We start from the raw sequence: 24,972 nt of genomic DNA on the forward strand, positions 1-24,972 counted from the left end.
ACGGCGAACACCCGGACTGTTCCTGCAATCAGCGGGTTGATTTCTATTTCAGAGATAGCGCCGGTGACTTGGACGCACAGACGGCCGAACGATACGACTGCGGCTGCGATCATGTCGATGTTAGCCGGCCGCCGCCCGCGCGCGCCGGCAAGGATCGGATAGGACTTCAAGGTCCGCAATGCCTCCTTCACCTCCGCCTCGTCGAATGGCAGCGGAAGAAGAACGACGTCCTTGAAAACCTCGGCATAGATGCCGCCGAGCCCGAGCGTGACGACTGGGCCGAAATCGGGATCGGTCGTCATGCCGAGTATCAATTCGTAACCGCTGACCTGCTTCTGCACGATGACCGGCGCGTCGGGATAGCGTTCCCTCAGATTCCTGAAGGCGGCATTGGCATCATCGATTCCGGCAAGACCGACGACGACGCCACCCAAATCTGATTTGTGCGGAATATCCGGGTCGTCGATCTTTAAAACAACGGGATAGCCGTTCGACGCAGCGAATTCCTCGATGTCAGCAAGCGACTCGACCTTAGCATAGGGCGTGCAGGGAATCCCGTGCAGCTCAAGCAGCTTGAAACCGTCTGTGCTCGACATCGGTCCTGCTCCGTCGCCGGTAACGACCGACTGGCCCGCCGAGGACACTTCGGCCGGAGTCGGCTTGTCCTCGAGCCTGTAGGGCTTTCGCTGCGTATAGCGCAGGAAGTGTTGAATCGCCTTCAGGCCTGATTCGGTTCCCATGAGAACGGGAATGCCCGCCTCCCGGACATTCGCGATGCCATCGGGGTCCATGGTGGACGAGATGTTACCCATCAGGGCCACAGGCTTCTCAATCGCCTCCTTCACCTGAGTTATGGCGTCGATGCACTGATACAAGAAGTTTCGACCGCCCGGCATGTTAGCAGCCATCACGACCATACCGACCCTATCATCACGCCCCATGGCGGTCAGCGCCGGAGCCATCACGTCGGCACCATCACCCCAATAGTCGAGCGGGTTTGCAGCCTCCATGCCTGGATCGAGAAGACCCTGCACATGCTCGAGCGTTTCGGACCCAAGAGCAGGAAATTCGAGGCCGATATCAGCGGCGATATCGACAATGAGCTGTCGTTCGCCGCCTGAATCCGTCCCTAGAGCCAGAGTCGGCTTCGGGGGTGCCGGAGACCGGGCGAACAGTTCGACCGTGTCCAGAAGCTCGTCGAGGGTCCGAACCTGGATGACGTTGTGCTTTCTGAGAATCGCGTCGTACACTGCCGCTGACCCGGAAATCGCGCCACTGTGCGAGATGGCAAATTGCTGTCCGATTTCGCTGCGCCCCAGCTTTAGCACTATGACCGGAACGTTCCGTCGGTCTGCTTTGGATAAGGCTTCCAAGAAGCCGGTCGGATCTCTCAGCGTCTCCAACACGCAGACGACCGCTCTCGTCGTGGGTTGATCGAGAATGTAGTCTAGATAATCGCTGACATTTGTGACGAGTTCCTGCCCGGCTGAGATCGCATAGTCGAAGCCGATCTGGCGTCTGTTGCCGACGAGACCGGACCATGTTGAACCGCTGTGGGAAACAAGTGACACGCCGCTCGGGCGGGCAAGCGCCGAAAACGGCATGCCGGTAACCTGGGTACGATCCAGCAGATTTATGAAGCCCATGCAGTTCGCGCCGCAGATCGACATCGATGCCGAACGGCCGATCGCCTTGATCGCATCCTGGATCGAGATGTCGTCGGCATTCGCACCATGGGCGCGACCGAATATAACGCCACCCTTCACGCCGGCCGCGGCAGCCTCTTCAAGCGCCGGCACCAAGCGTTGATCGCCCACCGCGTAGAGGACGCTGTCGGGGAGCGTGGGCAGCGAAGCGATCTCAGGATAGCACGGCGCGCCGGCGATCGCGTCGTAGCGCGGATTGACTAGAAAGATATCTCCCTCGAAGCCGAGGGTTTGCATCGCATTCACAAGATTTCGCGAGAACCCGCCTTCCTTGGGTGATGCCCCGACGATCGCGATCGAGCGCGGACTTAACAACCTAGACAGATCTTGATGTTCGTTTTCCACGTTTCTCCTCCAACGTGTCCGAACGGTTACACGATTTGTTTTTTGTTGCAAGTTCAAATGTTCAACCTTTTAACATTAGGCTTGACGGTTGACCGAACATGTCGGATTAGGGGTGTCTGGAGATAGTCATGTCGACAAAATTCACGCCTATTCACATAGATACGGCCCCCAAGGTCATTGCCCAACAGATCAAGGAACGCATTCTCAGCGGCGATCTTAAGACGGCGGAGCGGCTACCCACGGAAGACGAGCTTGCGGCGCTTTTCAATGTGTCTCGCCACACGATACGGGAAGGGCTCAAACGGCTTGCCGCCCAAAATCTTATCGAGGCGCGCCGCGGGGCCGCAGGCGGTAACTTCGTCAAGGTTCCAACTTGGAATAATATCCAGGAAGACCTGACTACCTCGCTGACGGTCGCCGCCAGCATGAACGAACTGACTTTCCACCAGTTGCTCGAATGCCGTCTGCAACTCGGCTTGATGTGCATTCCCCTCGCGGCTGCGAACCGGCCCAGCGAGGACATCAAGGCGCTCCGGGCGGAGGTCGCGTTCCAACTGCTCGACGATGTGAGCGACATCGATTTTTGCGCGTCCGACGTGAAGTTCCACAGCATCATTGCGCGCTGCACCCAAAACCCGGTCATCTCAGCAACGGTCAGTGGCGTCATTGGCGGTCTCGAACCGATAGCAAACCTGATGCTGTTCCGGTTCCGCGAGAAGTCAAACATCGCGCGCCTTCACGAGCGGCTGGTCAATCACATAGAGAGCGGTGATTCCTCCGGCGCGGCAGGTTGCCTCGTCGAGGAGGTTGAATATCTTCGGCAATCGCATACGTCAGCGAAAAAATGGCGCGATGAGCAGCAGAAAGATTGACCCCAGCTCGAAGCGCGACGACTAGCCGTAGCGGTTCGGTGCGCCGTTCCTGTCAATCTGAAAGCAAGGTCAGCCGAGATACTACAGGCGCGACCGTTCCGATGCCTTCAATGTTCTTGACATAGCCGAGAAACGCTTCGCTTGCTGGCGCCGGCCCGGTTTCCCCGAAGACTCCATCAAATGGGGCGGACGACGATCAGTAGATCGGCGGAGACACTACCCATATGACGACGGCCGGCTCGTCGCCGGAATTGCTCCAGGCATAGTCGGCGCCGCTGAATTGAAAGCTGTCCCCTGGGCCGAGGTCTACTGTGAGGTCTCCTATCGTCAGCGTGAGCCGGCCGCCGATGAGCACGCCGCCCTCCCAACTCGGGCGAGCGCGCTTTAACCCGCCGCTGTCGGATCGCGGCGCAAAAGTGGACTTGATCATCTCGAATGCGCCGCCGAGGGTGGGAGACAGAAGTTCCTCGGTCAAACCGCTTTCGTTCGAGCCTATCGGTACGCGGTCGGCGGCACGCAGCACCAATCCGTGCTCTTGCGGATTGCGCGATGCGGACCGGAAAAAGAGGCTTATATTGACCCCCAGCTGCTCCGCGATAAGCCCCATATCCTTTACCGAAGGCGTCGTCTGGCCCCGTTCGAGCTGGCTGAGCCAGCCGACAGAGCGACCGAGCCGGGCAGCCATCTCCTTCAGCGTAGTGCCGCGCGCTTTCCTGAGCGCCCGGATGTCGTCACCGATCTGCCTGCTCATCAACGAATCCTCAAGAACGGTCTCAAGCCCGTGTCTATCCTGACCTCAATGCCAGAGGCTTGGAAACCAATGCCGACATAAACCGACGCGAACTAACAGGGAAAAGAACGCATAAATGAAATTATTATTGAAATTTTCATAATTGCCAGATATGTAAATATAAATTTCATTCCATGTCATCGCTCGTCTGATTGCCGTTGCGAAAGGTGCCGTCATGACAGTCCTGCCCACGTCTGCTCGCGTCGTGATCGTAGGAGGCGGCATTTCCGGCTGTTCGGTCGCCTATCATCTTGCCAGGCTTGGGTGGAAGGACATCGTCCTGCTGGACCGAAAGCAACTTACCTCAGGCACGACCTGGCACGCCGCCGGGCTGGTCGGGCAGTTGCGCGCCTCGCAAAACATGACGCGGTTGGCCAAATACTCCGCCGATCTTTACCTCAGACTTGAAGAAGAGACGGGGATCGCCACGGGAATGCGCCGGAACGGCTCGATCACCGTGGCCCTCACCGAGGAGCGCAAGGAGGAGATTTATCGACAGGCGACGCTCGCCCGCATCTTCGGCATCGAGGTCCACGAGATCGCGCCCGGCGAGGTCGGACAGCTTTATCCGCACCTTAACATCGACGACGTTGTCGGGGCCGTGCATCTTCCCGGCGATGGCCAATGCGATCCGGCGAACATCGCCATGGCGCTCGCCAAGGGCGCGCGCCAGCTCGGAGCCAGGATCGTCGAGAACGTCAAGGTGACCGATGTGCGCCAGCACAACGACCGGGTCACCGGCGTCAGTTGGGCGCAGGGCGAGGAACGGGGCATGATTGCCACCGATCTCGTCGTCAACTGCGGCGGCATGTGGGGTCGCGACTTCGCCGCCCGTTCGGGCGTCACCTTGCCGCTTCATGCCTGCGAACACTTCTATATCGTCACCGAGGCAATCGAGAACCTGGAGCGGCTTCCGGTGCTGCGCGTACCGGACGAATGCGCCTACTACAAGGAGGACGCCGGCAAGATGATGCTCGGCGCCTTCGAACCGAAGGCGAAGCCATGGGGCATGGGTGGCATTCCGGAGGATTTCTGCTTCGACCAGCTGCCGGAGGATTTCGACCATTTCGAGCCGATCCTCGCAAAGGCGATCAATCGGATGCCGGTGCTGGAGACAGCCGGCATTCACACATTCTTCAACGGTCCCGAAAGCTTCACCCCGGACGATCGATATTATCTCGGCGAAGCGCCGGAATTGAAGGGCTACTGGATCGCTGCCGGCTATAACTCGATCGGTATCGTGTCGTCGGGCGGCGCTGGCTTCGCGCTGGCCCAGTGGATGAATGACGGCGAGCCGCCTTTCGACCTGTGGGAGGTCGATATCCGCCGTGCTCAGCCCTTCCAGAAGAATAGGCGCTACCTGAAGGAGCGTGTAACCGAGACGCTGGGCCTGCTCTATGCAGACCATTTTCCTTTCCGCCAAGTGGAAACCTCACGCGGCGTCCGTCGCTCGCCGCTGCACGAACATCTGAAGGCTCGCGGCGCGGTCTTCGGCGAGGTCGCCGGCTGGGAGCGCGCCAACTGGTTTGCGAAGGAAGGTCAGGAGCGCGAATATCGCTATAGCTGGAAGCGGCAGAACTGGTTCGACAATCAGCGCCAGGAACATCTGGCCGTGCGCAACGGGGTCGGCCTGTTCGACATGACCTCTTTCGGCAAGATCCGCATCGAGGGCCGGGACGCGCTTGCCTTCCTGCAGCGGGTCTGCGCCAACCAGATGGACGTCGCGCCGGGCCGCATCGTCTATACGCAGATGCTCAATCGACGCGGCGGCATTGAAAGCGACCTGACCGTCACGCGCCTGTCCGAGACGGCTTTCTTCGCCGTCGTGCCGGGCGCAACTCTGCAGCGCGACCTTGCCTGGCTGCGTCGACAACTTCTGCCGGAGGAATTCGTCGTCATTACCGATGTCACAGCTTCCGAAGCGGTTCTGGTGCTCATGGGGCCGAAGGCGCGCGAGGTCATCACCCGCGCCAGCCCGAACGACTTCTCCAACGAGGCTTTCCCCTTCGGCACGGCGCAGGAAATCGAGATCGGCATGGGTCTGGCCCGCGCCCACCGCGTCACCTATGTCGGCGAACTGGGCTGGGAGATCTACGTCCCGTCCGACCAGGCCGCTCACGTTTTTGAGGCGATCGAGGAGGCCGGCGCTGGTTCCGACCTCAAGCTTTGCGGCCTGCATGCACTGGATTCCTGTCGCATCGAGAAGGCGTTCCGGCATTTCGGCCACGACATCACCGACGAAGACCATGTGCTGGAAGCCGGCCTCGGCTTTGCCGTGAAGACCGCCAAGGGTGACTTCATCGGCCGCGACGCCGTGCTTCGGAAACGGGAGGAAGGATTGCAGCGCAGGCTCGTGCAGTTCCGGCTGCGCGACCCGGAGCCGCTATTGTTCCACAACGAGGCGATCATGCGCGACGGCAAGATCGTATCCTACATCACCTCGGGGAATTACGGGCATTCCCTCGGCGGCGCGGTCGGTCTGGGTTATGTGCCATGTGCAGGCGAAAGCGAGGCCGAGATGCTCGCGTCGAGCTACGAGATCGAGATCGCCGGCCAGCGGTTTCCGGCGGAGGCGTCGCTTCGCCCGATATACGATCCAAAGGCCGAGCGGACGAAGGCTTGATCGCGGCGACACTTCCGATGGCCTCAGCCAAAGCCTTATCGCCCGCCTCACGGGAGGATCGAGAATGACCAAATATTGCCTGACCGTCACATGTGCGAGCACTCGTGGGATCGTCGCGGCCGTCGCCACCTATCTGGCCCAGAAAGGCTGCAACATCACCGACAGCGCCCAGTTCGACGATTTCCACACGGGCAGGTTCTTCATGCGTGTGAGCTTTGTTTCGGAGCAGGGCGTTGAACTTGCGGAATTGTCTCAAGGGTTCTCCGCCGTGGCGGACCCGTTCGATATGTTCTGGACGATGCACGACGAGGCGCAGCGGATGAAGATCGTGATCATGGTTTCACGCTTCGGGCACTGCCTCAACGACCTGCTTTATCGATGGCAGATCGGCGCGTTACCGATCGACATCGTGGCGGTGATCTCGAACCATCTCGACTACCAGAAGGTCGTCGTCAACCACGACATTCCCTTTCACTACATCCCGGTTTCGCGAGAGGACAAATCGGTGGCCGAGGAGCAGCAAATGCGCATCGTGGAGGAAACCGGCGCCGAACTGATCGTCCTTGCCCGGTACATGCAGGTATTGTCCGACGCGATGTGCAGCAGGATGTCGGGACGGATCATCAACATCCACCATTCGTTTCTGCCTTCGTTCAAGGGGGCCAATCCCTACAAGCAAGCGTTTGAAAGAGGCGTAAAACTGATCGGAGCGACCTCGCATTATGTCACTGACGAGCTCGATGAAGGACCGATCATCGAGCAGGAGATTGCACGCATCACCCATGCACAGAGTCCGGAAGACTATGTGAGTCTGGGGCGTGACGTGGAAAGCCAGGTGTTGGCCCGTGCCATCCACGCGCACATCCATCGCAGAGTCTTTTTGAATGGCGACAAGACGGTGGTGTTTCCTGCGTCGCCGGGATCTTTCGCATCCGAGCGCATGGGCTGATCGTCAAAATATGCAATTCAGATAGCTTCGACTCGGCGTTGCGATGGGCGTCCTCTTTAAGGAAACGCTTTCGCCAACGGCATGAGCAGGGCCGGCCGGCCTGCGTTGTGACCGGCGTTATCGCCATGACGCTGCGAGCTCGAAAACAGGGATGGAACGGGCATGTCGTGGCTCGCCCGTATGCTCGTGATGATCTTCCGCATCTGGCTGGATCGGTGGCATCAGTGCCGCGATCTCTGTGAAATGAACAATGAGCAGCTTTGCGATCTTAGTATCACAGCAGGCGCGAGGCGATGCGGAAAGGTCAATCCTTTTGGCGATGAACTGTCGCAATTTTCCCGAAACCCGCGACAACTCTACACTACTGCGCCGGCGCTGGCACGGTGATGCTGCAACGCTGATCCTCGCCGGCCGCGCGCGCGGCCTCCCAACAAGCCGCTACCGCCTCCCTGTTCGCTTCAAGGAGCTGGTCGGCCGAGGCCACGCGCTGCCATGCTTCCGGGCTACCAAACGCCATGAGGCTCATACCAGCCTGCCACGGCCTTTCGCCCATAACGACGCTGGCGACACGCGGCGCGGCCGAGAACGGCAACAGGCGCGGAAGGAACAGCATCACGAGCGCGCCGGCGAGCAGGCCGATAGCGAAAGCGGCGACAAGCCACCAATTTTGCCGGCTGCGCTCCCGCGCGCTGGCGACATAGGCGGAAAGATTCCGGCCGGCGCGCTCGAGGTCGGACGCCTGCCGCTCGAGCTGCTGCGCGGCGGTGCGTATCAGGGCCTCGCCGCTGCGCTCGAGGAGCGCCGCATAGTGCTGCGCGCCCTGCCGGAGAATAGGCGATTGCTCTACGCCGTGCAGCCGCTCCGCAACATTGTCGAGCGCCTGCACGAGCTGGGCGAGCTGGGGCTTGTAATCCTGCGCCGGCTCGATCTTTTCGAGCTGGTCGAAAGCAGCTTCCAGCCCGCGCCGCATCACGGTCATTTCCGCGCCGATCTGCGCGCCCTGCGTCTCGATCGTGCGCCGGAGCGCATCGAACGCGGCGGCCGGGTCGCCGGCGTCCTCGTCCAGTGCTTCCGGCTCGATTCCTTCCCTGTCGTCGTCCAGCTCCGCCATATTCTCCGTGCCTACCTTTCCATGCCGATGCCCCGGCTAAGCCGGTGGCCGCGTGTCATTTCCTCTTGTAGCTGGTGGGCGATGCTCTGCCCCCGGCGAAGCTCCTGCCCGATTCCAAGTTCCTGACGACGATTGCGCAGGATGGAATCTACCTGCGGGTCACGCTCAAGGCTCTTGGTCAGGCCGCTCATCTGGCTTTCGACCTTGGCGCGGGCGTCGTCGTGCTGCCAGCCGCGAAGCTCCCGGCGCTGACCCTGTAGCTCCTGCCAGCGTTCAACGAACCGCTCGGCCCTGACATTGGGGTCTTGCAGCGCGGCGTTTTCGCGCTTCATCCCGTCGATAACATGCGCGACACGCTCGCGGCCGGAAAGCTCGGTCATGGCGCGCGCCGTCGACGGGTCGTTTTGCAGCGTCGAGCGCATCAAATCTTTCATGCCGTCGCGCACCTGGTCGAGCTGCTGGCCGGCATCGCGCATTTCCTGCCGCTGCATGTCGAGAACCGGCAGGCCCTCGCGCCGGTGCTGGTCGATCGACTGATAGGCCCGCGAATAGCGGTCAACGGCCTGCTCAAGCGGCGACTGCCCCCGCGCCCGCTCGGCCAGCCGGTCGGGCGCCGGCGCCTGCCGCAAGCTCCCTTCCCTTTCCGGCCGCTCGCCGCGCTCCTGTGAGGGGGCAGGACGCGCATTGAGCTTGAGGCCGGCGAACATACCGCGTCGCTGCTTCTCGGCCTGCTGTGGCCGTTTCTGGTCGATCTGCGGGCCGTCCTCGCCGGCGCGGTCCTGCTGCGGCCCCTCGGCCGCCGCGCCGCGCCCAAGTTTCAGGCCCTCGAACGGCCGTTGGCGCTGCTGTCGATCGCCGGCGAGATCCTCGCGCGGATCTGCACGAAGATCCTGCCCGAGATCTGCACGGACTTTTTGCGAGGATCTCGGCGCGCGGTCCTCGATGCGCTCCCGCTCGGCGGGGTGCCGCTCGGCCGTCAACTCCCGTTCCGCACGTAGCCCGGCGCGCTCGGCAAAGTCGCGGGTATAGTCGAGCGTCGTTTCCTTCACGCCCGACCGCGACAGGCGGCGTTCTAGCTGGCTATAGGCCAGCTCGCCGGCGTCCTGAACCTTCCATGTGTTCCGGTGCGCCTGCGTCCCATCGGGCAAGGTGACGGGGGTGGAACCCTCATGCTGTAGGCCGATCTTCTCCCCGATCTCCGGCGCGGCCTCCTTCATGGCGCGCTCAAGATCGACACCCCATAGGGTGCGCTGCTCGCCCTTGTCGTTTTCCAGCGTCACGAAATAGCTGCCGGACTTCTGCGGGTCATGCTCGAAGGGCGCGGCCCCATGCTCGACCAGCCGGCCGGCATTGGTGAACTCGTCCTGTGCCGCGTAGAGCTGCACCCCGTCACGATGCCGGGTCATGGCGACATAGGTTAGATGCCGGTCCATCGTGCCCGACGCCATCACATAGGACCGATCGACCGTCGCCCCCTGATTTTTGTGAATCGTCGTCGCATAGCCGTGGTCAATCGCCTGATAATCTCCCATCGGGACGCTGACGCTATCCCCGCCCCGGCCGTCGAGCTGCGCGACGATACGGCCGGCCTCGACATGCTCGACGGTGCCTAGCATCCCGTTTTTCACACCAAGGTCGCGGTTGTTCTCCAAGAACACGATGCGGTCGCCCGGCGCGAACTCCCGCTTTCCGTCATTGGTCTGGAAGGTCAGCGCGCCGGCGTCCTCGCCCTGCGCCAGCTCGCCCCGGTCCTGTAGCTCGGCCCGGATCGCGTCATTGATGGCGCGAACATCGGCCCGGCGATGCGCCATCGCTACGCGGGTTCCCTCCGGCCGCTCGTCACGATCGGCAAGATAATCGCGCACGATCTGGCCGCGCGCGTCCTCGCCGGTTTCGGCAAAGCTGATATTGCCGCGATCCCGATAGGCCGCCAGCCCCTCGGCCGTCCGATGCGTGGCGAAGGCGACGGAAGCCTCCCGCTGCCAGTCCACGCGCTGCCGGCGTATCTCGGAAAGCTCGGCATGGCCGATTTCCTCGGTGATCGCCCGGAACGGTGCGCCGGCCCCGATCGCCTGCAACTGCTCATGGTCGCCTACAAGGACGATCTTCGCCCCGCGCGCCTCGGCCTCGTTGACGAAGCTGGCGAGCTGGCGGCTCCCGACCATGCCGGCCTCGTCGATCACGAACACGTCGCCGCGGCCGAGTGCATAGCGGTCCCCACTATGTGGGTTGTCCCAACCGCGGGACCATGACGCCAGTGTGCGGCTCTGGATGCCGGAGGATTCCTCCAAGCCCTCGGCCGCCTTGCCCGACAGGGCCGCGCCGTGGACCTGATAGCCCTCGGCCTCCCATGCCTCGCGCGCCGCCGCGAGCATGGTGGACTTGCCAGCGCCGGCATAACCGACAACAGCCGCGATCCGCTCCGGGCCGGTGATATGCTCGATCGCCGCCCGCTGCTCGTCCGAAAGCCGCGCCGTCATGTCGCCGGCGCTGCGCTGAATGGCGGCGTCCTGCCGCTCTATGGCGCGCTCGACATGCCGGCGATCGACGCCATGACGATCGCCCAGCCCGTGGCTGTGCGCGCCGTGCATCCGCTGCGCGCTCTCGATCATGCCGGATTCGATCTCGACCATTTCGCGGGTCGAATAGCGCGCAAGCTCGATCTCGCCCGTTGCCGGGTCCGCCCGCTCGGCCTGCAACTCCACCAGCGCCGGCGAGGCCATGACCTTCGCAAAGGCGCTCTGGAACTCCAGCGGGTCGTCGTTGATGTAGCGATGCAACGCCCGCGCAACGTCGTGGCGGTCGAACACGCTCTTTTCGCCGGTGATGAGGGTAAGAACCTGCTCGGGCTTCTCCCGGATCAGCTCGGCATTGCGCCGGGCCGCATCCTCGTCCAGCCGCGACCGCGACACGTCGAGGCCGCGCCGTTCCATCTGCGAGGCATGGACGCCCATATGCTCGGTTGGCGAAATCTCTAGCCCGCGCTCCATGTGCGAACGATGGTCGATCCGAATATCAAGCCCGGCCATTGCAAGCCGCTCGTTGGCGATCCCCTCCCACCTCTGGCGAAGGTCGCGAAGCTGCATGTCGGTCGTCGGCAGATCGTGCGCCAGCAGCCATTTGTTTTCGCGCTCAAGGTAGGTCTTTTCGCCTAAGCCTTCCTCCGTCACCTGCCGCGTGGTCATAAGAATATGGGCATGGTGATTGCGAACGTCGCTCGCCTCGTGCGGCGCATGAATGGCGAAGTCCACGGCCGCGCCGTAGCGGTCGGCCAGCTCCTGCGCCATCTCCCGCGCCGCCTCTAGTCGCTGCTCGGCCGAAAGCTCATGCGGCAAGGCAACCTCGAACTCTCGCGCCACGCGGGCGTCTTTCCGCTTCTCGGCAAACTCGGCGGCGTTCCACAAGTCTGACCGATCCCGCGCCCAATCGGCGTTCACGCCTTTCGGCAAGACGATCTCGGCATGTTCAACGCCTTGCTTTGCCGTGTAGTCGTGCGTAATCCCGTCGCGCTCGTTGGTCAGCTTCTCCCCGGCACGATAAGCCATTGAGGCGACGGCGCTACGGCCCTTCGCCCGCGAAACTGGCTTCATGCTGAAATGGTAGATCGCCAACCCGTTGCCTCGATCCCGTTTCCGCCTTTCCCGCCAGTCTCCAAGCTGGCGGCGCGCTGAGTTGCATAGCAACTCGTAAGTGCGCCCTTCTAACTCAATCGCTACGCTCTCTCGCCGTTCGGTGTGGTGCTCGCGGCAACATCTGTGCTCGAAATGTAAGACCGAATTATGCAGACAGAGCAGGGAATTTTCAAGCTCGCGGAAGATATTAAGGCTGGAATGCTTGAGTGGCGTGTGTCTTCGTATAGTTTGAGCTGAAAATGGAGGGACGCGAGGAATATGGCTATCGACAATAATCAGACGCTTGCGCTCCTGATCGACGGCGACAATGCTTCACCCAAGATCGTCGCCGGCCTGCTTGCGGAAATCGCCAACTATGGAACCGCCAGCGTGAAACGTATCTATGGCGACTGGACAAAGCCCAATCTTAACGGTTGGAAAGAGTGCCTGCTCGAACACTCGATTCAGCCGGTCCAACAATTCGCCTATACGACCGGCAAGAACGCCACCGATGGTGCGATGATTATCGACGCTATGGACCTGCTCTATACCGGCCGTTTCTCTGGCTTCTGCATCGTCTCAAGCGATAGCGATTTCGCCCGCCTCGCCGCCCGCATCCGGGAGCAAGGCGTCGTCGTCTATGGTTTCGGGGAGCGGAAGACGCCTCGCCCCTTCATCACGGCTTGCGACAAGTTCGTTTATTTCGATGTGCTCAATGCGGCTGGTGAACAGAAGGAAGTGGAGGCCGTGGCAGCGCCCAAGACAGCAGCCGCCAAACCTGCTCCGGCGAAAGCGGCTCTCGATCGCGCCGCCCTCGACATGCTGGCAAAGGCTGTAACCGCCTCGGCCGAAGAAGATGGCCGCGCCAATCTCGCTCGCGTCGGCGCGCACCTGGCGAAACAGTCTCCGGACTTTGATGCTCGCAACTATGGCTTTCCTCGCCTCTCCGATCTGGTCGAGGCTTCCGGCATTGTCGAGGTCGAGCGGATTGGCGACAACCCGAAAATCATCATGGTTCGCCTCAAGGGTGAACCTACCGCCCGCCCCGCGAAATAGGAGGGAAACGACACAATGGCGCGCAAGACGATTGAACAAAGGCTGGCTCAACTGGACGCGCAAAGGGCTACGCTCAAGGCCCGGTTGGGAAAGCAGGAGCGTGCCAACGATACCCGCCGTAAGGTGCTGCTCGGTGCGCTCGTCCTCCATCGCCTTGAGAATGGCAAGGATGAGGAATTTTCCCGACGCTTAGGCGAATGGCTCAGGCGTGAACTGCCCGACTTCCTGACGCGCGACGGCGACAAGGAACTCTTTGCCGATCTGCTCGGCACGCCATCGGCCGGACAAACGGCAGGGAGTACCGGCGAGGCAACACCGTGAACCGGGCAACGCTCGCATGGGGCGCTTTCAAGAACATGCTGCGCGCCGCCGCGCATGATCCTGTGTGGGCTTTTGTCTCCCTGATCACTCTGCCGTTCCGCATCTGGCAAACGCTGCTCCGCCTTCTGTTCATTCTCATTGCTGCGCTTTTCGTCGTTGGTATGGGTGGCCGGTTTGCGCTCAACGATCTCGGCTATGGTCCCGGCACGATTCCATTCATTGCGCTCGATCTCGTCACGCTGCTAGTGCTGGCCGCGATCGTCTTCCGCGTCGTCACCAATCCGCTGATTATCCATTTCGGGGACATGGAAGGCGAAACCCACGGCTCGGCCCGCTTCGCCACGAATAAGGAAGTGGCTCCCCTAACCCGCGCCGATTCCGGCCTGCTGATCGGCCGCGACGGCAAGACCGGGAAGCTCCTGCGCTATGACGGCCCGGCCCATCTGCTGACGATGGCACCGACCAGAACCGGCAAGGGCGTGGGAACCATCATCCCGAATCTGCTCACCGCCGACCGCTCCGTGATCTGCATCGACCCCAAAGGTGAAAATGCCAAGATCGCCGGCCGCGCCCGTGAAAAGTTTGGGCCGGTTCATGTGCTCGATCCCTTCGGCGTCACCGGCCTGCCCTCGGCCGCCTTCAATCCGCTCGACCAGCTCAACCAGGCAGGCCTCGATGTCGCGGAAGATGCAAGCACCCTGGCCGACGCGCTCGTGTTCGATGAACCGGGCATGGCCGGCGAGGCCCATTGGAACGAGGAAGCCAAGGCGCTGATTGGCGGCCTGATCCTCCATATCGTCGCCCAGGAGCCACGCGAGCGCCGAAACCTCGCCACCCTGCGCGACTATCTCACACTCTCCCCGGAAGCGTTCGCCGCGCTCCTGAAGGACATGCAGGCATCCCCTGAAGCGGCCGGCCTGGTTGCCCGCGCCGCGAACCGCCACCTCGGCAAATCCGACCGTGAGGCGGCCGGCGTCCTCTCAGCCGCGCAGCGCCATACCCATTTCCTCGACAGCCCGCGCATGGTCGCCATCCTCGGCCGATCCGATTTCCGCTTTGCCGATCTCAAGCGCCGCAACGCCTCCGTCTTCCTCGTCCTGCCGCCCGATCGGCTTTCGACCTATTCGCGCTGGCTGCGCCTGCTCGTCGCGCATAGTCTCACCGACATGGCCCGCGATCCCGCCAAACCAGCCGTGCCGGTCCTCTATCTGCTGGATGAATTCGCCGCGCTCGGCCATCTGGCCCCGGTAGAACGCGCAATGGGCCTCATGGCAGGCTACGGCGTCCAGCTCTGGCCGATCCTGCAAGATGTTCACCAGCTCCGCGCCACCTACGGCCAGCGCGCCGGCACCTTCCTGTCAAACGCCGGCGTCCTACAGGTCTTCGGCGTCAACGATCACGACAGCGCCCGCCTTGTCTCCGATCTGCTCGGGCAGGAAACCGTGGTGTTCCAGACCATGAGCCGCGCCCTCGATGCCGAAAAGTCGGGGATCTCGTACGGCGAGCAACACACGGCCCGCGCCCTGCTCACCCCTGATGAGGTCCGCAACATGCCGGCCCATACCGAACTCTTGTTCCTGGCCGGGCAACGGCCCATCATCGCCGGCAAGCTACGCTATTATGACGATGGTGAGTTTAAAGGGCTGTTCGACGCTGGTTAGCAGCCTCGAAACCCTCCGGCTCTCTACAGCACACCATGGGCGCGCGTTCGCCTCTGGGCCGGTCACGGCTCCGTCAAGAGCGCAGATGACTATCATTGCTGCTTTGCCAGCAAAGAAAAATGTAGGCAAGGCAGCAACGTTTAGGCATGAGCCTTTGCGGTCAGCTCGATCCCAAGCGATTTCATGACCGCGATCGTCGTTTTTAGGGTCGGATTACCGTTCTCGCTGAATGAACGGTAAAGCTGTTCCCGCGAAAGACCCGTATCCTTCGCGATCTGCGTCATCCCCTTAGCACGAGCGACCACACCAAGGGCGTGCGCAATATAAGCTGCGTCCTCGGTCTTGAACGCTTCTTCCATAAAGACGCCCATGGCCTCGTCGGAAACCAAATCCTCGGCCGGATCATATGTCGTCAGCTTTTCGCCCATCTCACTCGCTCCATGTCTCGGCCAAGTGTTTCGCCGCTTTGATGTCCTTAGCCTGGGTGCTCTTGTCACCACCGCAGAGCAGCACGACGATTGTGTTCCCCTGCTTCTGAAAATAGACCCGATAGCCGGGGCCATAGTGGATACGCAATTCACTGACCCCTTCCCCGACCGGCTCCACATCGCCGGCGTTGCCTTGCGAAAGCCGGTCGAGCCGTGACGCGATGATTGCCCTGGCGCGGATGTCTTTGAGCTGCGTCCGCCATTTGCGGAATGTCTCAGTCTGCTTTAGCTCGATCATATGTAGTTTCTAAACGACACCGCGTCAAGTGTCAAAACCAATTTGCTGGCAATACAGCAATTTGTACAGCGATAGCCCGCTGCCGGCCCGCTCTCTCAATAGGGCTGTAGGGTTGGCAGCGGGCGGGCCACAAACTCAATGCCAGCAATGCAGCAACTAGGTTTGCCAGCAATTAGGCATCATGCTTGCTTAAAAGGTCCGCCAAGGCTTCCCGCATAAGGTCTTCTATCGAGCGATCTGTATCGGCTGAAAGCCGTTTTACGCGCCGATGATTTTCCGGCTCTACAACGACCGTGAGCCGTTTCATACCTGCTCGCGTAGCGGCAAAGTATGGTTTTCCCTCCGATCGCTCCACGGCTGGGGCAATCTGCTGGATGGCGGGCGAAGAAACATGGGGAGCTGGGCCGCCTACGGCCTTCATGCTCTCTGCTAGGCTTGGTCTTTTTGACATGGGTTAACTCGTCTATTGCCATTATGCCAGCAATAGCATTTTGCCATTTTGCTGGCAATGCATCTTGCCATCAAAGTGGCAAAATACCTCTAATCCAAGCCAGGAGTTCCGAGACTTCCTCACTTGCCTTCCCACCCGGTTCATATTCCGGCGCTGTTTTACCGACCGTGAGGGCATGACCAAAGGCGGCTCGCTGTTGCAATGCCATAGGAGCAACTTCGAGTCCGTGAACCTCAACAGCCGCACGAGCATCCGCCAAGAGCTGTGTTGCGCGCGGCGGCATGGCGTTGAGGACGACATAGGCCGGCTTTTGAGCGAGCTTCACCAGCTCGGCGGTGCTGCTGATTGCGCGCAAGTCGAGAATCCCGGCGCGGCAGGGGATCAATACAAGGTCTGCTGCGCGGGTTGCAGCCATCGCGGCAGCTTCCGAGTGGGGAGCGGTATCGATCACGACCAGCTCGGCCCCACCGTCCGTGGCGGCCTGCAAACCTTGTGGCAGGCGGGTATGGGGCAAGGCAACGACTACAGGGGCCTCTCCCTGTCGGCTGTCGCTCCATCCTGCCGCGCTTGCCTGGGGATCAAGATCGATAATAGCGCTCGAAAGTCCGGCCGTTCCGGCGGCCGTAGCGATATGCAGTGCGAGCGTAGTTTTGCCCGCTCCGCCTTTTTGGCTGACAATGGCGATAATTTTCATGTTGCTGGCATAGCAGCAAACTTGTTTGCAGGCAACGCACATTGCAACCTTGCCGAATTGCCAGCAATACAGCAATTATCATGCGATGAGTCACCGCCTGCCTTACTCAAAAGCCATGCGGAGGCTATTGCAAGTGTGAGCGATGCAATTTGAACTGTGTGGGTCCCGTTGCCGGCCCGCACTTTACGCGGGCCGTAACCGCCGCAGGGCTGCGTTAGCAGCCCGAGCAGCGGCGTCCGCTTATTCTTCTCTATCTTTTATAAAACTAGATTGGGATTCAGTCCGTTTGGCGGACTCACGTAACTTCAATGATCTTCCAAGATGGGCAAGGGCTTGTCCTAGCGGATTATCGCCCACCTCAAACAAGGCCAGCTCGTCCATGGGCAGGCTCGCTTTGTGCGCCTCCATCTCGGCCGCGCGCTCGGCCTCGGCCTGTACATGGTCATCGGGTAGGGGAGGGTTGATGCCGAAGCGGCCAAGGAATTGACGGGCGCGGGCAGGGAGCGACAGGCGATAGGCATTGCTGGTCTGCTGCACCTGGGGGCCGCGTCCCTCATTGCCGGTCGGCACGTAACGCCGCAGCCAATCGAGGAAGCCATGCGACCGCAAAGCCTTCAGCGCCCGCACTATGGCGTCACGCGACCGGCGAAGATGACGCATGAGCGTTTCTATGGACGGATCAAGCCTGCCGGTTCGGAAATCCACCAGATTGGCGAACAACTCCAGCAGCTCGATCGCCACGCCACCCAAGGGTCCGTTGCGGGCACCATGCTCTTTGCTGGCCAGCTCATAGCGCCGTGCTGCGAGCACGATCCTGCGTACTTCCTGGCGATCGGTGCGCCGCCAAAATACGCCCTCGCACCTTCCGGCCGCACGGGAATTCCTTCGAACGGGTGTGCGTTCCCGTTCGGCTGGCGCTCCTGCGAGCACCGCCTCTAAAGATTCAAACATGGTCTTTTCGTCCTCCGTCCATGGGAGGGCATGTCCTGTGGACGGCGGACATAGCTTCGCCGGTCCTTGCAAGACTCACTCTTGCGAGGTTGGCTCGGCTCGACTATGTTGGGGGCTGTCTAGGCGGTCCCAACATGGTCGCTTCCGAAATCCGAAAACCCCTTGCCGCTGCTAACGGCTAGGGGTTTTTCATTTTATGCCCTCGGTGCGTTCTCGATATAAAACCTCAAAGCCTCTTCGATGATCGGCGCGCGACCTGCTACGCCACGATGTTCCTTGATCTTGTCGATCTGCTCTAAAAGATCGGTCGGAACATACGTAGTTAGCGCGATACGGCCGGCCGCGATCTGCCGCGCCCGATGGGCGGCTACATCCTTGCGAATCTTTTCCGTGTCACGCTTCATGCTTAGCAGTAAGGAGATATTTGCGCGATTCTGCAACCCCTTGCCGTTAACACCCTGAAATATCGAGCAAACCCGATGTTCTACCGTGAAATCGGCCAGGTCTTCAGACGCGGTTTGAGGCCGACTCAAGCGCCCGATAGAGCGTGGCGCGATGCACCTTCAAGAGCCGGGCAACCTCTGTCACCGGTTTGCCGTCCTGCTCAATGAGCTGACGCGCGTGGGCGATCTGTTCGGCCGAAAGGGCAGGGGACGGACCGAACCGCACGCCTCGCGCCTTAGCCGCGATACGGCCGGCGCTGGTGCGTTCCACGATCAAGGCCCGCTCGAAATCCGCGATGCCGGCGAACACGGTCAACACCATGCGGCCGGCCGGCGTCGTAGTATCGGCCCATGGCTCGGCCAGCGAGCGCAGGCCAGCGCCGGCCTCCTTGATCCGCTCCGCGATATTGAGAAGGTCGCCGGTCGATCGGGCGAGGCGGTCTAACCTGGTGATCGTCACCACGTCCCCAGCGCGCAGATGGTCGAGCATACGCGCCAACTCGGTCCGGTCGCGCTTCACTCCGGACGCCTTTTCCTCGAAGAGACGGACGCAACCCGCTGCGCCCAACGCCGTGCGCTGCTGGTCGAGGTCCTGGCCCTGGGTGGAGACGCGGGCATAGCCTATGAGTGGGCCAGCCGTGCCCGATTCTGGTGGTCCGCTCATATATAAGTTCCTCTGTCGCAAATCATGTCGCGAGTGCTCTATCACTTGCGACTAAGACATGCGACACAGAAACGGCCGCCGAAGCCCTTGTGCAGCAAGGAAACCTGAAACCTCGCCAAATGTGTCGCAGGTTTTAGGATTTTCGCGACACCTGATTAGAGCCGGGCTGGAAAGCTTGCTTTTCTGCGCTATAATCCGCTTGAGCACAGAAACTCTAGCCGGTCACATTGACGACCACGCGCCCGGCGATCTCGCCGTCGAGAATCCGGTTACCGATTTCAGCGACCGCTTCGAGGTCGATTTCCTCGACGCCGGCGGCGACCTTTGTCGCAGTGCCGCTCTGCGCCAGACGCCGCCATGCTTCCCGGCGGCGATCGGCAGGACACATGACGCTATCGATCCCTATCAGTTTGACCGCGCGAAGCAGAAAGGGCACCACAGTGGCATTTATTGCGGCACCGCCTGCGAGTCCGATCGCCGCAACGACGCCTCCATATCCCATCTGCGCCAGGATACGGGAGAGCACAACCCCGCCGACGGCGTCGACGCACCCTGCCCAGCGCGCCTCCTCGAGCGGTCGCTTGCCCGCTTCCGCCATTGTCTCGCGCGGGATGACCTGTGCTGCCCCGAGTTCCTTGAGATAGCTAGCCATTTCCGGCTTGCCTGAAAGAGCATGCACCTCATAGCCCAGATCGGCTAGGATTCTCGTGGCGAAGGTCCCGACCCCGCCGGTGGCGCCGGTCACGATGACCGGCCCGTTTTCCGGCTTGAGGCCCTGGCTTTCGAGTTCCATTACGGCGAGCATGGCGGTCAGGCCCGCCGTACCCACGACCATGGCGTCCCGTGTCGAGATGGCATCAGGGAGAGTGAGCAGCCAATCGCCTTTCACGCGAGCTTTCTGTGCAAGGCCTCCCCAGTGGAGTTCCCCGACGCGCCAGCCGGTGTTGACCACCCTGTCGCCGACCTTGAAGTTCGGATTGTCACTGTGCCGCACGGTGCCGGCGAAATCCACGCCCGGAATATGGGGATAGTTTTTTACCAGATTGCCTTTGCCCTGGAGGACCAGACCGTCCTTGTAATTGATTGTCGAATATTCGACATCGACCAAGACATCTCCCTCGGGAAGCTTGCCTTCTTCGATATCGGCAACGCCAGAGGTAACCCCGGCTTCCGATTTCTCGATCAATATTGCCCTGAAAGTCATATCATAACATTCCCAAAATCATTCAGCTTGCTGATTTGAAGATGATGGCGTCCTTTGGATGCCAACCCATATTGATCCTTGTCCCTGACGCGATTTCAGCCACCGTCATGTCGTCGGAACTGACGGCCCTGACAGGCGTGCCGTCCGCCAGCTCTAGGATCAACCGGGTCATCCCGCCAAGAAAGACGCGTTCGACGACCGTCGCGGGCACGATGTTCAAATCCTCAGACGCGCAGGTTCCGAGGGGACGCAGCACAATCTTTTCCGGCCGAACCATGACCTTGACAGCCGCGCCGCTGCTCAGCACACATTCCTGCGGAGCGCGGACGTCCTCGCCACTTGACAAACAGATGGATTGCGACTGTCCGGTTCCCGCCGCTTTGCCGGAAAGAAAGTTGGAATCTCCGAGAAATTCGGCGGCGAACTCGGTGTCGGGCCGGCGATACAGTTCCTCGGGAGCCGCCACCTGCTCGATCCTACCATGGTTCATCAGCACGATGCGGTCGGACAACGACATCGCTTCCTGCTGGTCGTGGGTGACGTAGACCACCGTTATCCCGAGCTTGCGATGAAGCTGCGATATCTCTTCTTGAAGCTGATCGCGGAGCCGCTTGTCCAGCGCCCCCAATGGCTCGTCCATCAGGACCAGTGAGGGATCGTAGACCAGCGCCCGCGCAATTGCCACGCGCTGTTGCTGGCCGCCGGATAACTCGGCTGGCTTGCGGCCTGCAAACTGCTCGAGCCTGACCGTCGCCAGAGCAGCCGTGACCTTTCGCCTGATTTCCGCCGAAGGGAGGCGACGCACCTTCAGCGGAAAGGCGACGTTCTCGAACACGGACATGTGCCCGACGAGCGCATAGTTCTGGAACACCATCGCCAGGTCGCGATGCCGGGCGGGCACATGCGTGACATCCGATCCGCCGATCAGGATACGTCCCTGGGTGACGTCCGTGATCCCGGCGATCATCTTGAGAAGCGTGGTCTTCCCCGAGCCGCTCGGTCCGAGCAGCGTGACGAATTCCCCTTCCTTGACCTCCATGTCGGTGGGGGAAAGCACTTCCAGCCCCCCATAGCTCTTCGAGACGCCTGACAGTTGTAGTTTAATCACGGGCAACGTTCCTCTCCTTGCCGCCGGTCAATGGTCGTTGCTCGTTGGCGGCTGGATAGCCGCTGCAATGATGCAGACGATCGAGGCTGCGATTACCAGAACGGTGGAGATCGCTGCCAGCACAGGCGAAACCTCCCACTGTATCGAACTGTACATCTTCACCGGCAGCGTCGGGTCGGCGCTTCTGCCGATGAACCAGGCGACGACGACCTCGTCGAACGACAACAGGAACGCGAAGAGGCCGCCGATCAGGATTGCGGGGCGCAGGCTGGGTATAACGATCTGGACGAACACCCGGAACGGCCCGGCGCCGCATACGCTGGCGGCGACCTCAACATTCCTGTCGAGCTGGTTGAGGGACGCACCGACCGTAAGGATCACGAACGGCGTGATGAGCAGCGTATGCGCCAGTATCAGGCCGAGCTTCGAGCCGTTGATGCCCATGGCGATGAAATAGAAATAGAGGCCGAGAGCCAAGACGATCGTCGGAATGAAGATCGGGCTGATGGCGGAAAATCGCAGGGCGCCCATGCCGGGGATACGGGCCCTAGCAAGCGCATAGGCAGCGGGCACGCCCAAGACGATCGACAGCAGCGCGGCGGCCAGGGCAATCTGCAAGCTGTTCCAGCCCGCCGACAACCAGCCGGTCGCCGGGTCCAGCATCTGCCGATAAAGTCCCAGGCCCCACTCTCTGGGCGGGAAGACCAGTTCGCTCCCCTGACCGAACGACATCGGCACGACAACGATGGTGGGAGCGATGAGGAAAAGATAGACGAAGAACGCCATGATGTCGGTCACTGAGAGTTTCATTGCCGCCTCGCGGACATGGGCTTTGAAAAGGTCACCGTCTGAACGCCCGCACGGCCATCCGCATCAGCTGGATGAGCAGTGCCACAGCGCTGGCGATGAGGATCAGCGTCATTGCGATCGCCGATGCCATCGGCCAATCGAGAACCTCGCGGATGTAGAAATCGACCATGTTTGCCAGCATGAGATCGCGACGGCCACCTAGCAAAGCCGGCGTGACGAAGCTGCCCATCGCAATGACGGCGACCATGATCGCACCTGCGCCGATGGCAGGGAGGGTCTGGGGGAATACGATCGTCCAGAATATGCGCAGCCTGCTTGCGCCCATAATCTCGGCCGCAATCGGCAGGTTCCTGTCCTGGGCGAGCAGGTTGCCGAGGATGGGAAGGACTGCGAACGGCAGAAGCCAGTGGGTCAGGCCGATAACCACGCCGGCCCTGTTGAAAATCATTGAAAGCTTGTAGTCCGGTCCGGCTACAGCTTCGATCAGTCCGTTTACGACTCCGCTTGTTCCCAGGATCACCGTGAAGGCGAAGCTCTTGACGAGGATGCTCGTCCAGAACGGGAGCATCACCAGAATCAGGTAGATCGCCCGCTTGCGCGAGTTACAGCGCGACAGGTGCAGGGCGACGAAATAGCCGAGAACGATCGAAAGCGCCGCTGTCGATCCCCCGATCTCGAGGGTGTTAATGAACACCCTTTGAAAGAGGGGCTGCGTAAATATCTTCTGGTAATGATCAATCGTCCAGCCGACCTCCCCGAAGCTGGTCGAGAAGACAAAGACGAAAGGTGGAACGAGAACGAGGCAGAGAAAGACGACGAGCGGGATAACGAGCGGCCCTTCGGCCACTCGTTTGATTCTCGCGCCGATGCCACTTTCCCGCAGGTTGCCGAGGGCGATCTGCGACATGGTCATTTAGCCTGCTCAGTGGCTTCAGTTCAAGTTGCCAGCCATTCCTTGAAACGGCGATCGAGTTCGACGTAGTTCTGCGCCCACCACGTGTCATCCATGATGACGTTCGCCGGGTTGTTCAAATCCGGCAGGCGGCTGGCCACCTCGGGATTGACCAAGGGCAGCGCCGACTTGCGTGCCGGGATCGAATAGTACGAGTTCGCCCAGTCGGCCTGACGCTCCGGCGACATGCAGAACGCCACGAACCTGATCGCCTGCTCGGCCTTACTTGTTCCCTTTAGAACCGCAAGATACTGGTTCAGGATCAGGTTCTGCTCCAGCGAGAAGGCGATGTCGATGTTGTCCTTGCGCGCGCTCTCGACGCGGCCGTTATAGGTGTAGGAAAAATCGACCTCGTTGTTCTGTACCAGGCTGATGGTCTGCGGCGTCTGCTCGATCCACTTCGTGACATGCGGCTTGATACGTTCCAGCATCGCAAAACCGCGCTCGACGTCCAGCGGATAGAGGCTCTGGGGATCCACGCCGTCGGCAACCAGCGCCAGTTCGAGCGTCTCGCTGATGCGCGTCCTCAGTGCGCGGCGACCGGGAACTTTCTCGACATCGAAGAAGTCCTTAAAAGTCCGGGGATAGACATCGCCGGCACGGCCCGGCGCATAGCCGATGACACCGCCGAACATGAGGAATGGCGCGGACGATTCGCGCAACGGAAGAACGACGTCGTCGACGTCAACGATATCTCCGGGCAAAGGCTCCCACAGACCCTCGGCCTCGCCGGCAGTTGCCATGGCCGCCGTCGCATCCATGATATCCCACTCGATCTGTCCCGACTGGACTTGTCCCTTCGCCTTGGCAAGGTCGGGTCCGCTGACGAGATTCACCTGAATGCCGGTTTCCTTACCGAAGGGGTCGGTAAATACTCTCTGGAACATGTCCTGATACGCGCCACCCCAGCTAACGCAGGTCAGCCCGGTCTGGGCATGGCTGTAATGCGCCCGCATTAGTGCCGGCGCGGCAAGCATTGCACCGGCGGACAGCATCAGGCCGCGGCGGGTCACATTGAATTTTCCGCTAATCATATTAGTCATCAGGATTCCCCTTTCTATCCTTGTTGAGGGTCACTTCGCATAGCGAGCATCACGCCAGGCGATCGCTTCCTTCAGGCCTTTCTCTTTCCTTATGCGATTGAATTCGCTGCGCTCCGGTCCTCCCGACGCTTCAATGATAACATCCGTATCGAGCGCAGCGAGAAGGGACGATCTCATGCCACGAATATCGAAACTGCGGTTGATGGCGCGCTTGGTAAGCTCCACGGACAGCGGAGCCGCCTTGGCGATCTCCGTTGCCTTCTCGATGGCACGAGCCACGTGCTGGCCGGCCGGCACCACTTCCGTGACGAGCCCGATCTCGGCGGCGCGACCGGCCGGTATCTTGTCATTTCCCGTCAGGAGCATGTCCTTAGAATGCTTGGGTCCGACGATCCATGGCAGAATAAGCGCAACGATGCCCGAGCCGAATTTCACCTCCGGCTCTCCAAAGATAGCGTCCTCGGATGCAATCGTGATGTCGCAGGCGAGCGCAAGCTCCAGCCCACCCGCCAAGCAATGGCCATGAACAGCCGAAATCGTTGGCTTGCGGCATTCCCAGAACTGCATGATAAACTGGAAATCTGCCTCGAGGACGGGGCGCCAGTCGGTCGCAGTTATGTAGTTCTTTTCCGCCGACTCCTTGAGGTCGAAGCCTGCCGAGAAGGAACGCCCCTCCCCCGACAGCACGATGACCTTCACCGCGCGGTCAGCTTCCATACCGTGCAGAGCTGCAGTCGTTTCTCGCATCAGGAGCCCATTGATGGCGTTCAGCATTTTCGGACGGTTCAGGATGATGCGGCCGACACCGTTCTCGATTGAGGTCTGGATGGTCTCGTAATCGGATGTCATTTCACGCTCCCGTGCGTATGGCGAGGCAATCG

Annotated in this window: 23 protein-coding genes; 6 read left to right on the top strand and 17 right to left on the bottom strand. The window is 61.0% G+C overall.

Features of this window, described 5'->3' with window-relative positions; translation table 11 throughout:
* On the bottom strand, positions 1-2,051 hold a 2,051-nt coding region (locus ACTDI4_RS22995; protein WP_442843518.1), incomplete at its 3' end, for an acetate--CoA ligase family protein.
* Between the two features lie 128 nt (positions 2,052-2,179).
* Here ACTDI4_RS22995 and ACTDI4_RS23000 point away from each other — a divergent pair.
* The gene (locus ACTDI4_RS23000) at positions 2,180-2,923 is read left to right on the top strand and encodes a FadR/GntR family transcriptional regulator (RefSeq protein WP_442843519.1); all 744 of its coding nucleotides are present in this window, start codon (positions 2,180-2,182) and stop codon (positions 2,921-2,923) included.
* 196 nt (positions 2,924-3,119) lie between these two features.
* Here ACTDI4_RS23000 and ACTDI4_RS23005 read toward each other — a convergent pair whose 3' ends face one another.
* Complete coding sequence (locus tag ACTDI4_RS23005; RefSeq protein ID WP_442843520.1) at positions 3,120-3,674, bottom strand: helix-turn-helix domain-containing protein; 555 nt, start codon at positions 3,672-3,674, stop codon at positions 3,120-3,122.
* Positions 3,675-3,888: 214 nt separating this feature from the next.
* On the opposite strand from ACTDI4_RS23005, the gene ACTDI4_RS23010 reads away from it, so the two are divergent.
* Both ACTDI4_RS23010 and purU read left to right on the top strand, forming a co-directional pair.
* On the top strand, positions 3,889-6,336 hold the full coding sequence (locus ACTDI4_RS23010) for a GcvT family protein (protein WP_442843521.1): 2,448 nt from the start codon (positions 3,889-3,891) through the stop codon (positions 6,334-6,336).
* Between the two features lie 64 nt (positions 6,337-6,400).
* Positions 6,401-7,285: a formyltetrahydrofolate deformylase gene (gene purU, locus ACTDI4_RS23015; RefSeq protein WP_442843522.1), complete on the top strand. Its 885-nt coding sequence runs from the start codon at positions 6,401-6,403 to the stop codon at positions 7,283-7,285.
* A 361-nt stretch (positions 7,286-7,646) separates the two neighbouring features.
* Here purU and ACTDI4_RS23020 read toward each other — a convergent pair whose 3' ends face one another.
* Together ACTDI4_RS23020 and traA are read right to left on the bottom strand one after the other, a co-directional pair.
* The gene (locus tag ACTDI4_RS23020; RefSeq protein ID WP_442843523.1) at positions 7,647-8,396 is read right to left on the bottom strand and encodes a DUF6118 family protein; all 750 of its coding nucleotides are present in this window, start codon (positions 8,394-8,396) and stop codon (positions 7,647-7,649) included.
* Positions 8,397-8,407: 11 nt separating this feature from the next.
* On the bottom strand, positions 8,408-12,007 hold the full coding sequence (gene traA, locus ACTDI4_RS23025) for a Ti-type conjugative transfer relaxase TraA (RefSeq protein WP_442843524.1): 3,600 nt from the start codon (positions 12,005-12,007) through the stop codon (positions 8,408-8,410).
* 279 nt (positions 12,008-12,286) lie between these two features.
* On the opposite strand from traA, the gene ACTDI4_RS23030 reads away from it, so the two are divergent.
* Genes ACTDI4_RS23030 through ACTDI4_RS23040 form a run of 3 tightly spaced genes read left to right on the top strand, consistent with a single transcriptional unit; the run spans position 12,287 to position 15,045 of the window.
* Complete coding sequence (locus ACTDI4_RS23030) at positions 12,287-13,063, top strand: NYN domain-containing protein (protein WP_442843525.1); 777 nt, start codon at positions 12,287-12,289, stop codon at positions 13,061-13,063.
* A gap of 15 nt (positions 13,064-13,078) precedes the next feature.
* Positions 13,079-13,384 (top strand): mobilization protein, encoded by a 306-nt coding sequence (locus ACTDI4_RS23035; protein ID WP_442843526.1) that lies wholly within the window; start codon positions 13,079-13,081, stop codon positions 13,382-13,384.
* Entirely contained in the window at positions 13,381-15,045 is a 1,665-nt protein-coding gene (locus tag ACTDI4_RS23040) for a type IV secretory system conjugative DNA transfer family protein (RefSeq protein ID WP_442843527.1), read from the top strand. The genes ACTDI4_RS23035 and ACTDI4_RS23040 overlap by 4 nt, the downstream gene beginning before the upstream one ends.
* Before the next feature lie 140 nt (positions 15,046-15,185).
* Here the strand turns inward: ACTDI4_RS23040 and ACTDI4_RS23045 are convergent, their stop codons facing one another.
* From ACTDI4_RS23045 to ACTDI4_RS23105, 13 genes are all read right to left on the bottom strand, one after another.
* Positions 15,186-15,473, bottom strand: coding sequence for an addiction module antidote protein (locus tag ACTDI4_RS23045; protein ID WP_442843528.1), 288 nt, complete (start codon positions 15,471-15,473; stop codon positions 15,186-15,188).
* A 1-nt stretch (position 15,474) separates the two neighbouring features.
* A complete protein-coding gene (locus ACTDI4_RS23050; RefSeq protein ID WP_442843529.1) occupies positions 15,475-15,771 on the bottom strand; it encodes a type II toxin-antitoxin system RelE/ParE family toxin in 297 nt (98 codons plus the stop codon).
* Between the two features lie 172 nt (positions 15,772-15,943).
* On the bottom strand, positions 15,944-16,222 hold the full coding sequence (locus tag ACTDI4_RS23055) for a ribbon-helix-helix domain-containing protein (RefSeq protein WP_442843530.1): 279 nt from the start codon (positions 16,220-16,222) through the stop codon (positions 15,944-15,946).
* A gap of 70 nt (positions 16,223-16,292) precedes the next feature.
* Positions 16,293-16,916, bottom strand: a complete 624-nt coding sequence (locus ACTDI4_RS23060; RefSeq protein ID WP_442843531.1) for a nucleotide-binding protein — start codon at positions 16,914-16,916, stop codon at positions 16,293-16,295.
* A 240-nt stretch (positions 16,917-17,156) separates the two neighbouring features.
* Positions 17,157-17,867, bottom strand: coding sequence for a helix-turn-helix domain-containing protein (locus ACTDI4_RS23065; protein ID WP_442843532.1), 711 nt, complete (start codon positions 17,865-17,867; stop codon positions 17,157-17,159).
* Between the two features lie 194 nt (positions 17,868-18,061).
* Positions 18,062-18,271: a ribbon-helix-helix protein, CopG family gene (locus tag ACTDI4_RS23070; protein ID WP_442843533.1), complete on the bottom strand. Its 210-nt coding sequence runs from the start codon at positions 18,269-18,271 to the stop codon at positions 18,062-18,064.
* A 103-nt stretch (positions 18,272-18,374) separates the two neighbouring features.
* Positions 18,375-18,974, bottom strand: a complete 600-nt coding sequence (locus ACTDI4_RS23075; protein WP_442843534.1) for a recombinase family protein — start codon at positions 18,972-18,974, stop codon at positions 18,375-18,377.
* A 214-nt stretch (positions 18,975-19,188) separates the two neighbouring features.
* A complete protein-coding gene (locus ACTDI4_RS23080) occupies positions 19,189-20,178 on the bottom strand; it encodes an MDR family oxidoreductase (RefSeq protein WP_442843535.1) in 990 nt (329 codons plus the stop codon).
* Between the two features lie 22 nt (positions 20,179-20,200).
* Positions 20,201-21,286: an ABC transporter ATP-binding protein gene (locus ACTDI4_RS23085; RefSeq protein ID WP_442843540.1), complete on the bottom strand. Its 1,086-nt coding sequence runs from the start codon at positions 21,284-21,286 to the stop codon at positions 20,201-20,203.
* 27 nt (positions 21,287-21,313) lie between these two features.
* Positions 21,314-22,084: an ABC transporter permease gene (locus tag ACTDI4_RS23090; RefSeq protein ID WP_442843536.1), complete on the bottom strand. Its 771-nt coding sequence runs from the start codon at positions 22,082-22,084 to the stop codon at positions 21,314-21,316.
* Positions 22,085-22,127: 43 nt separating this feature from the next.
* Positions 22,128-23,003: an ABC transporter permease gene (locus ACTDI4_RS23095; protein WP_442843537.1), complete on the bottom strand. Its 876-nt coding sequence runs from the start codon at positions 23,001-23,003 to the stop codon at positions 22,128-22,130.
* A 29-nt stretch (positions 23,004-23,032) separates the two neighbouring features.
* Entirely contained in the window at positions 23,033-24,091 is a 1,059-nt protein-coding gene (locus ACTDI4_RS23100) for an extracellular solute-binding protein (RefSeq protein ID WP_442843538.1), read from the bottom strand.
* Positions 24,092-24,121: 30 nt separating this feature from the next.
* Positions 24,122-24,972: enoyl-CoA hydratase/isomerase family protein (locus tag ACTDI4_RS23105; RefSeq protein ID WP_442843539.1), on the bottom strand; the 851-nt coding region annotated here is incomplete at its 5' end.

The sequence above is a fragment of the Mesorhizobium sp. PUT5 genome, from assembly GCF_052216645.1.
GTDB lineage: Bacteria > Pseudomonadota > Alphaproteobacteria > Rhizobiales > Rhizobiaceae > Mesorhizobium.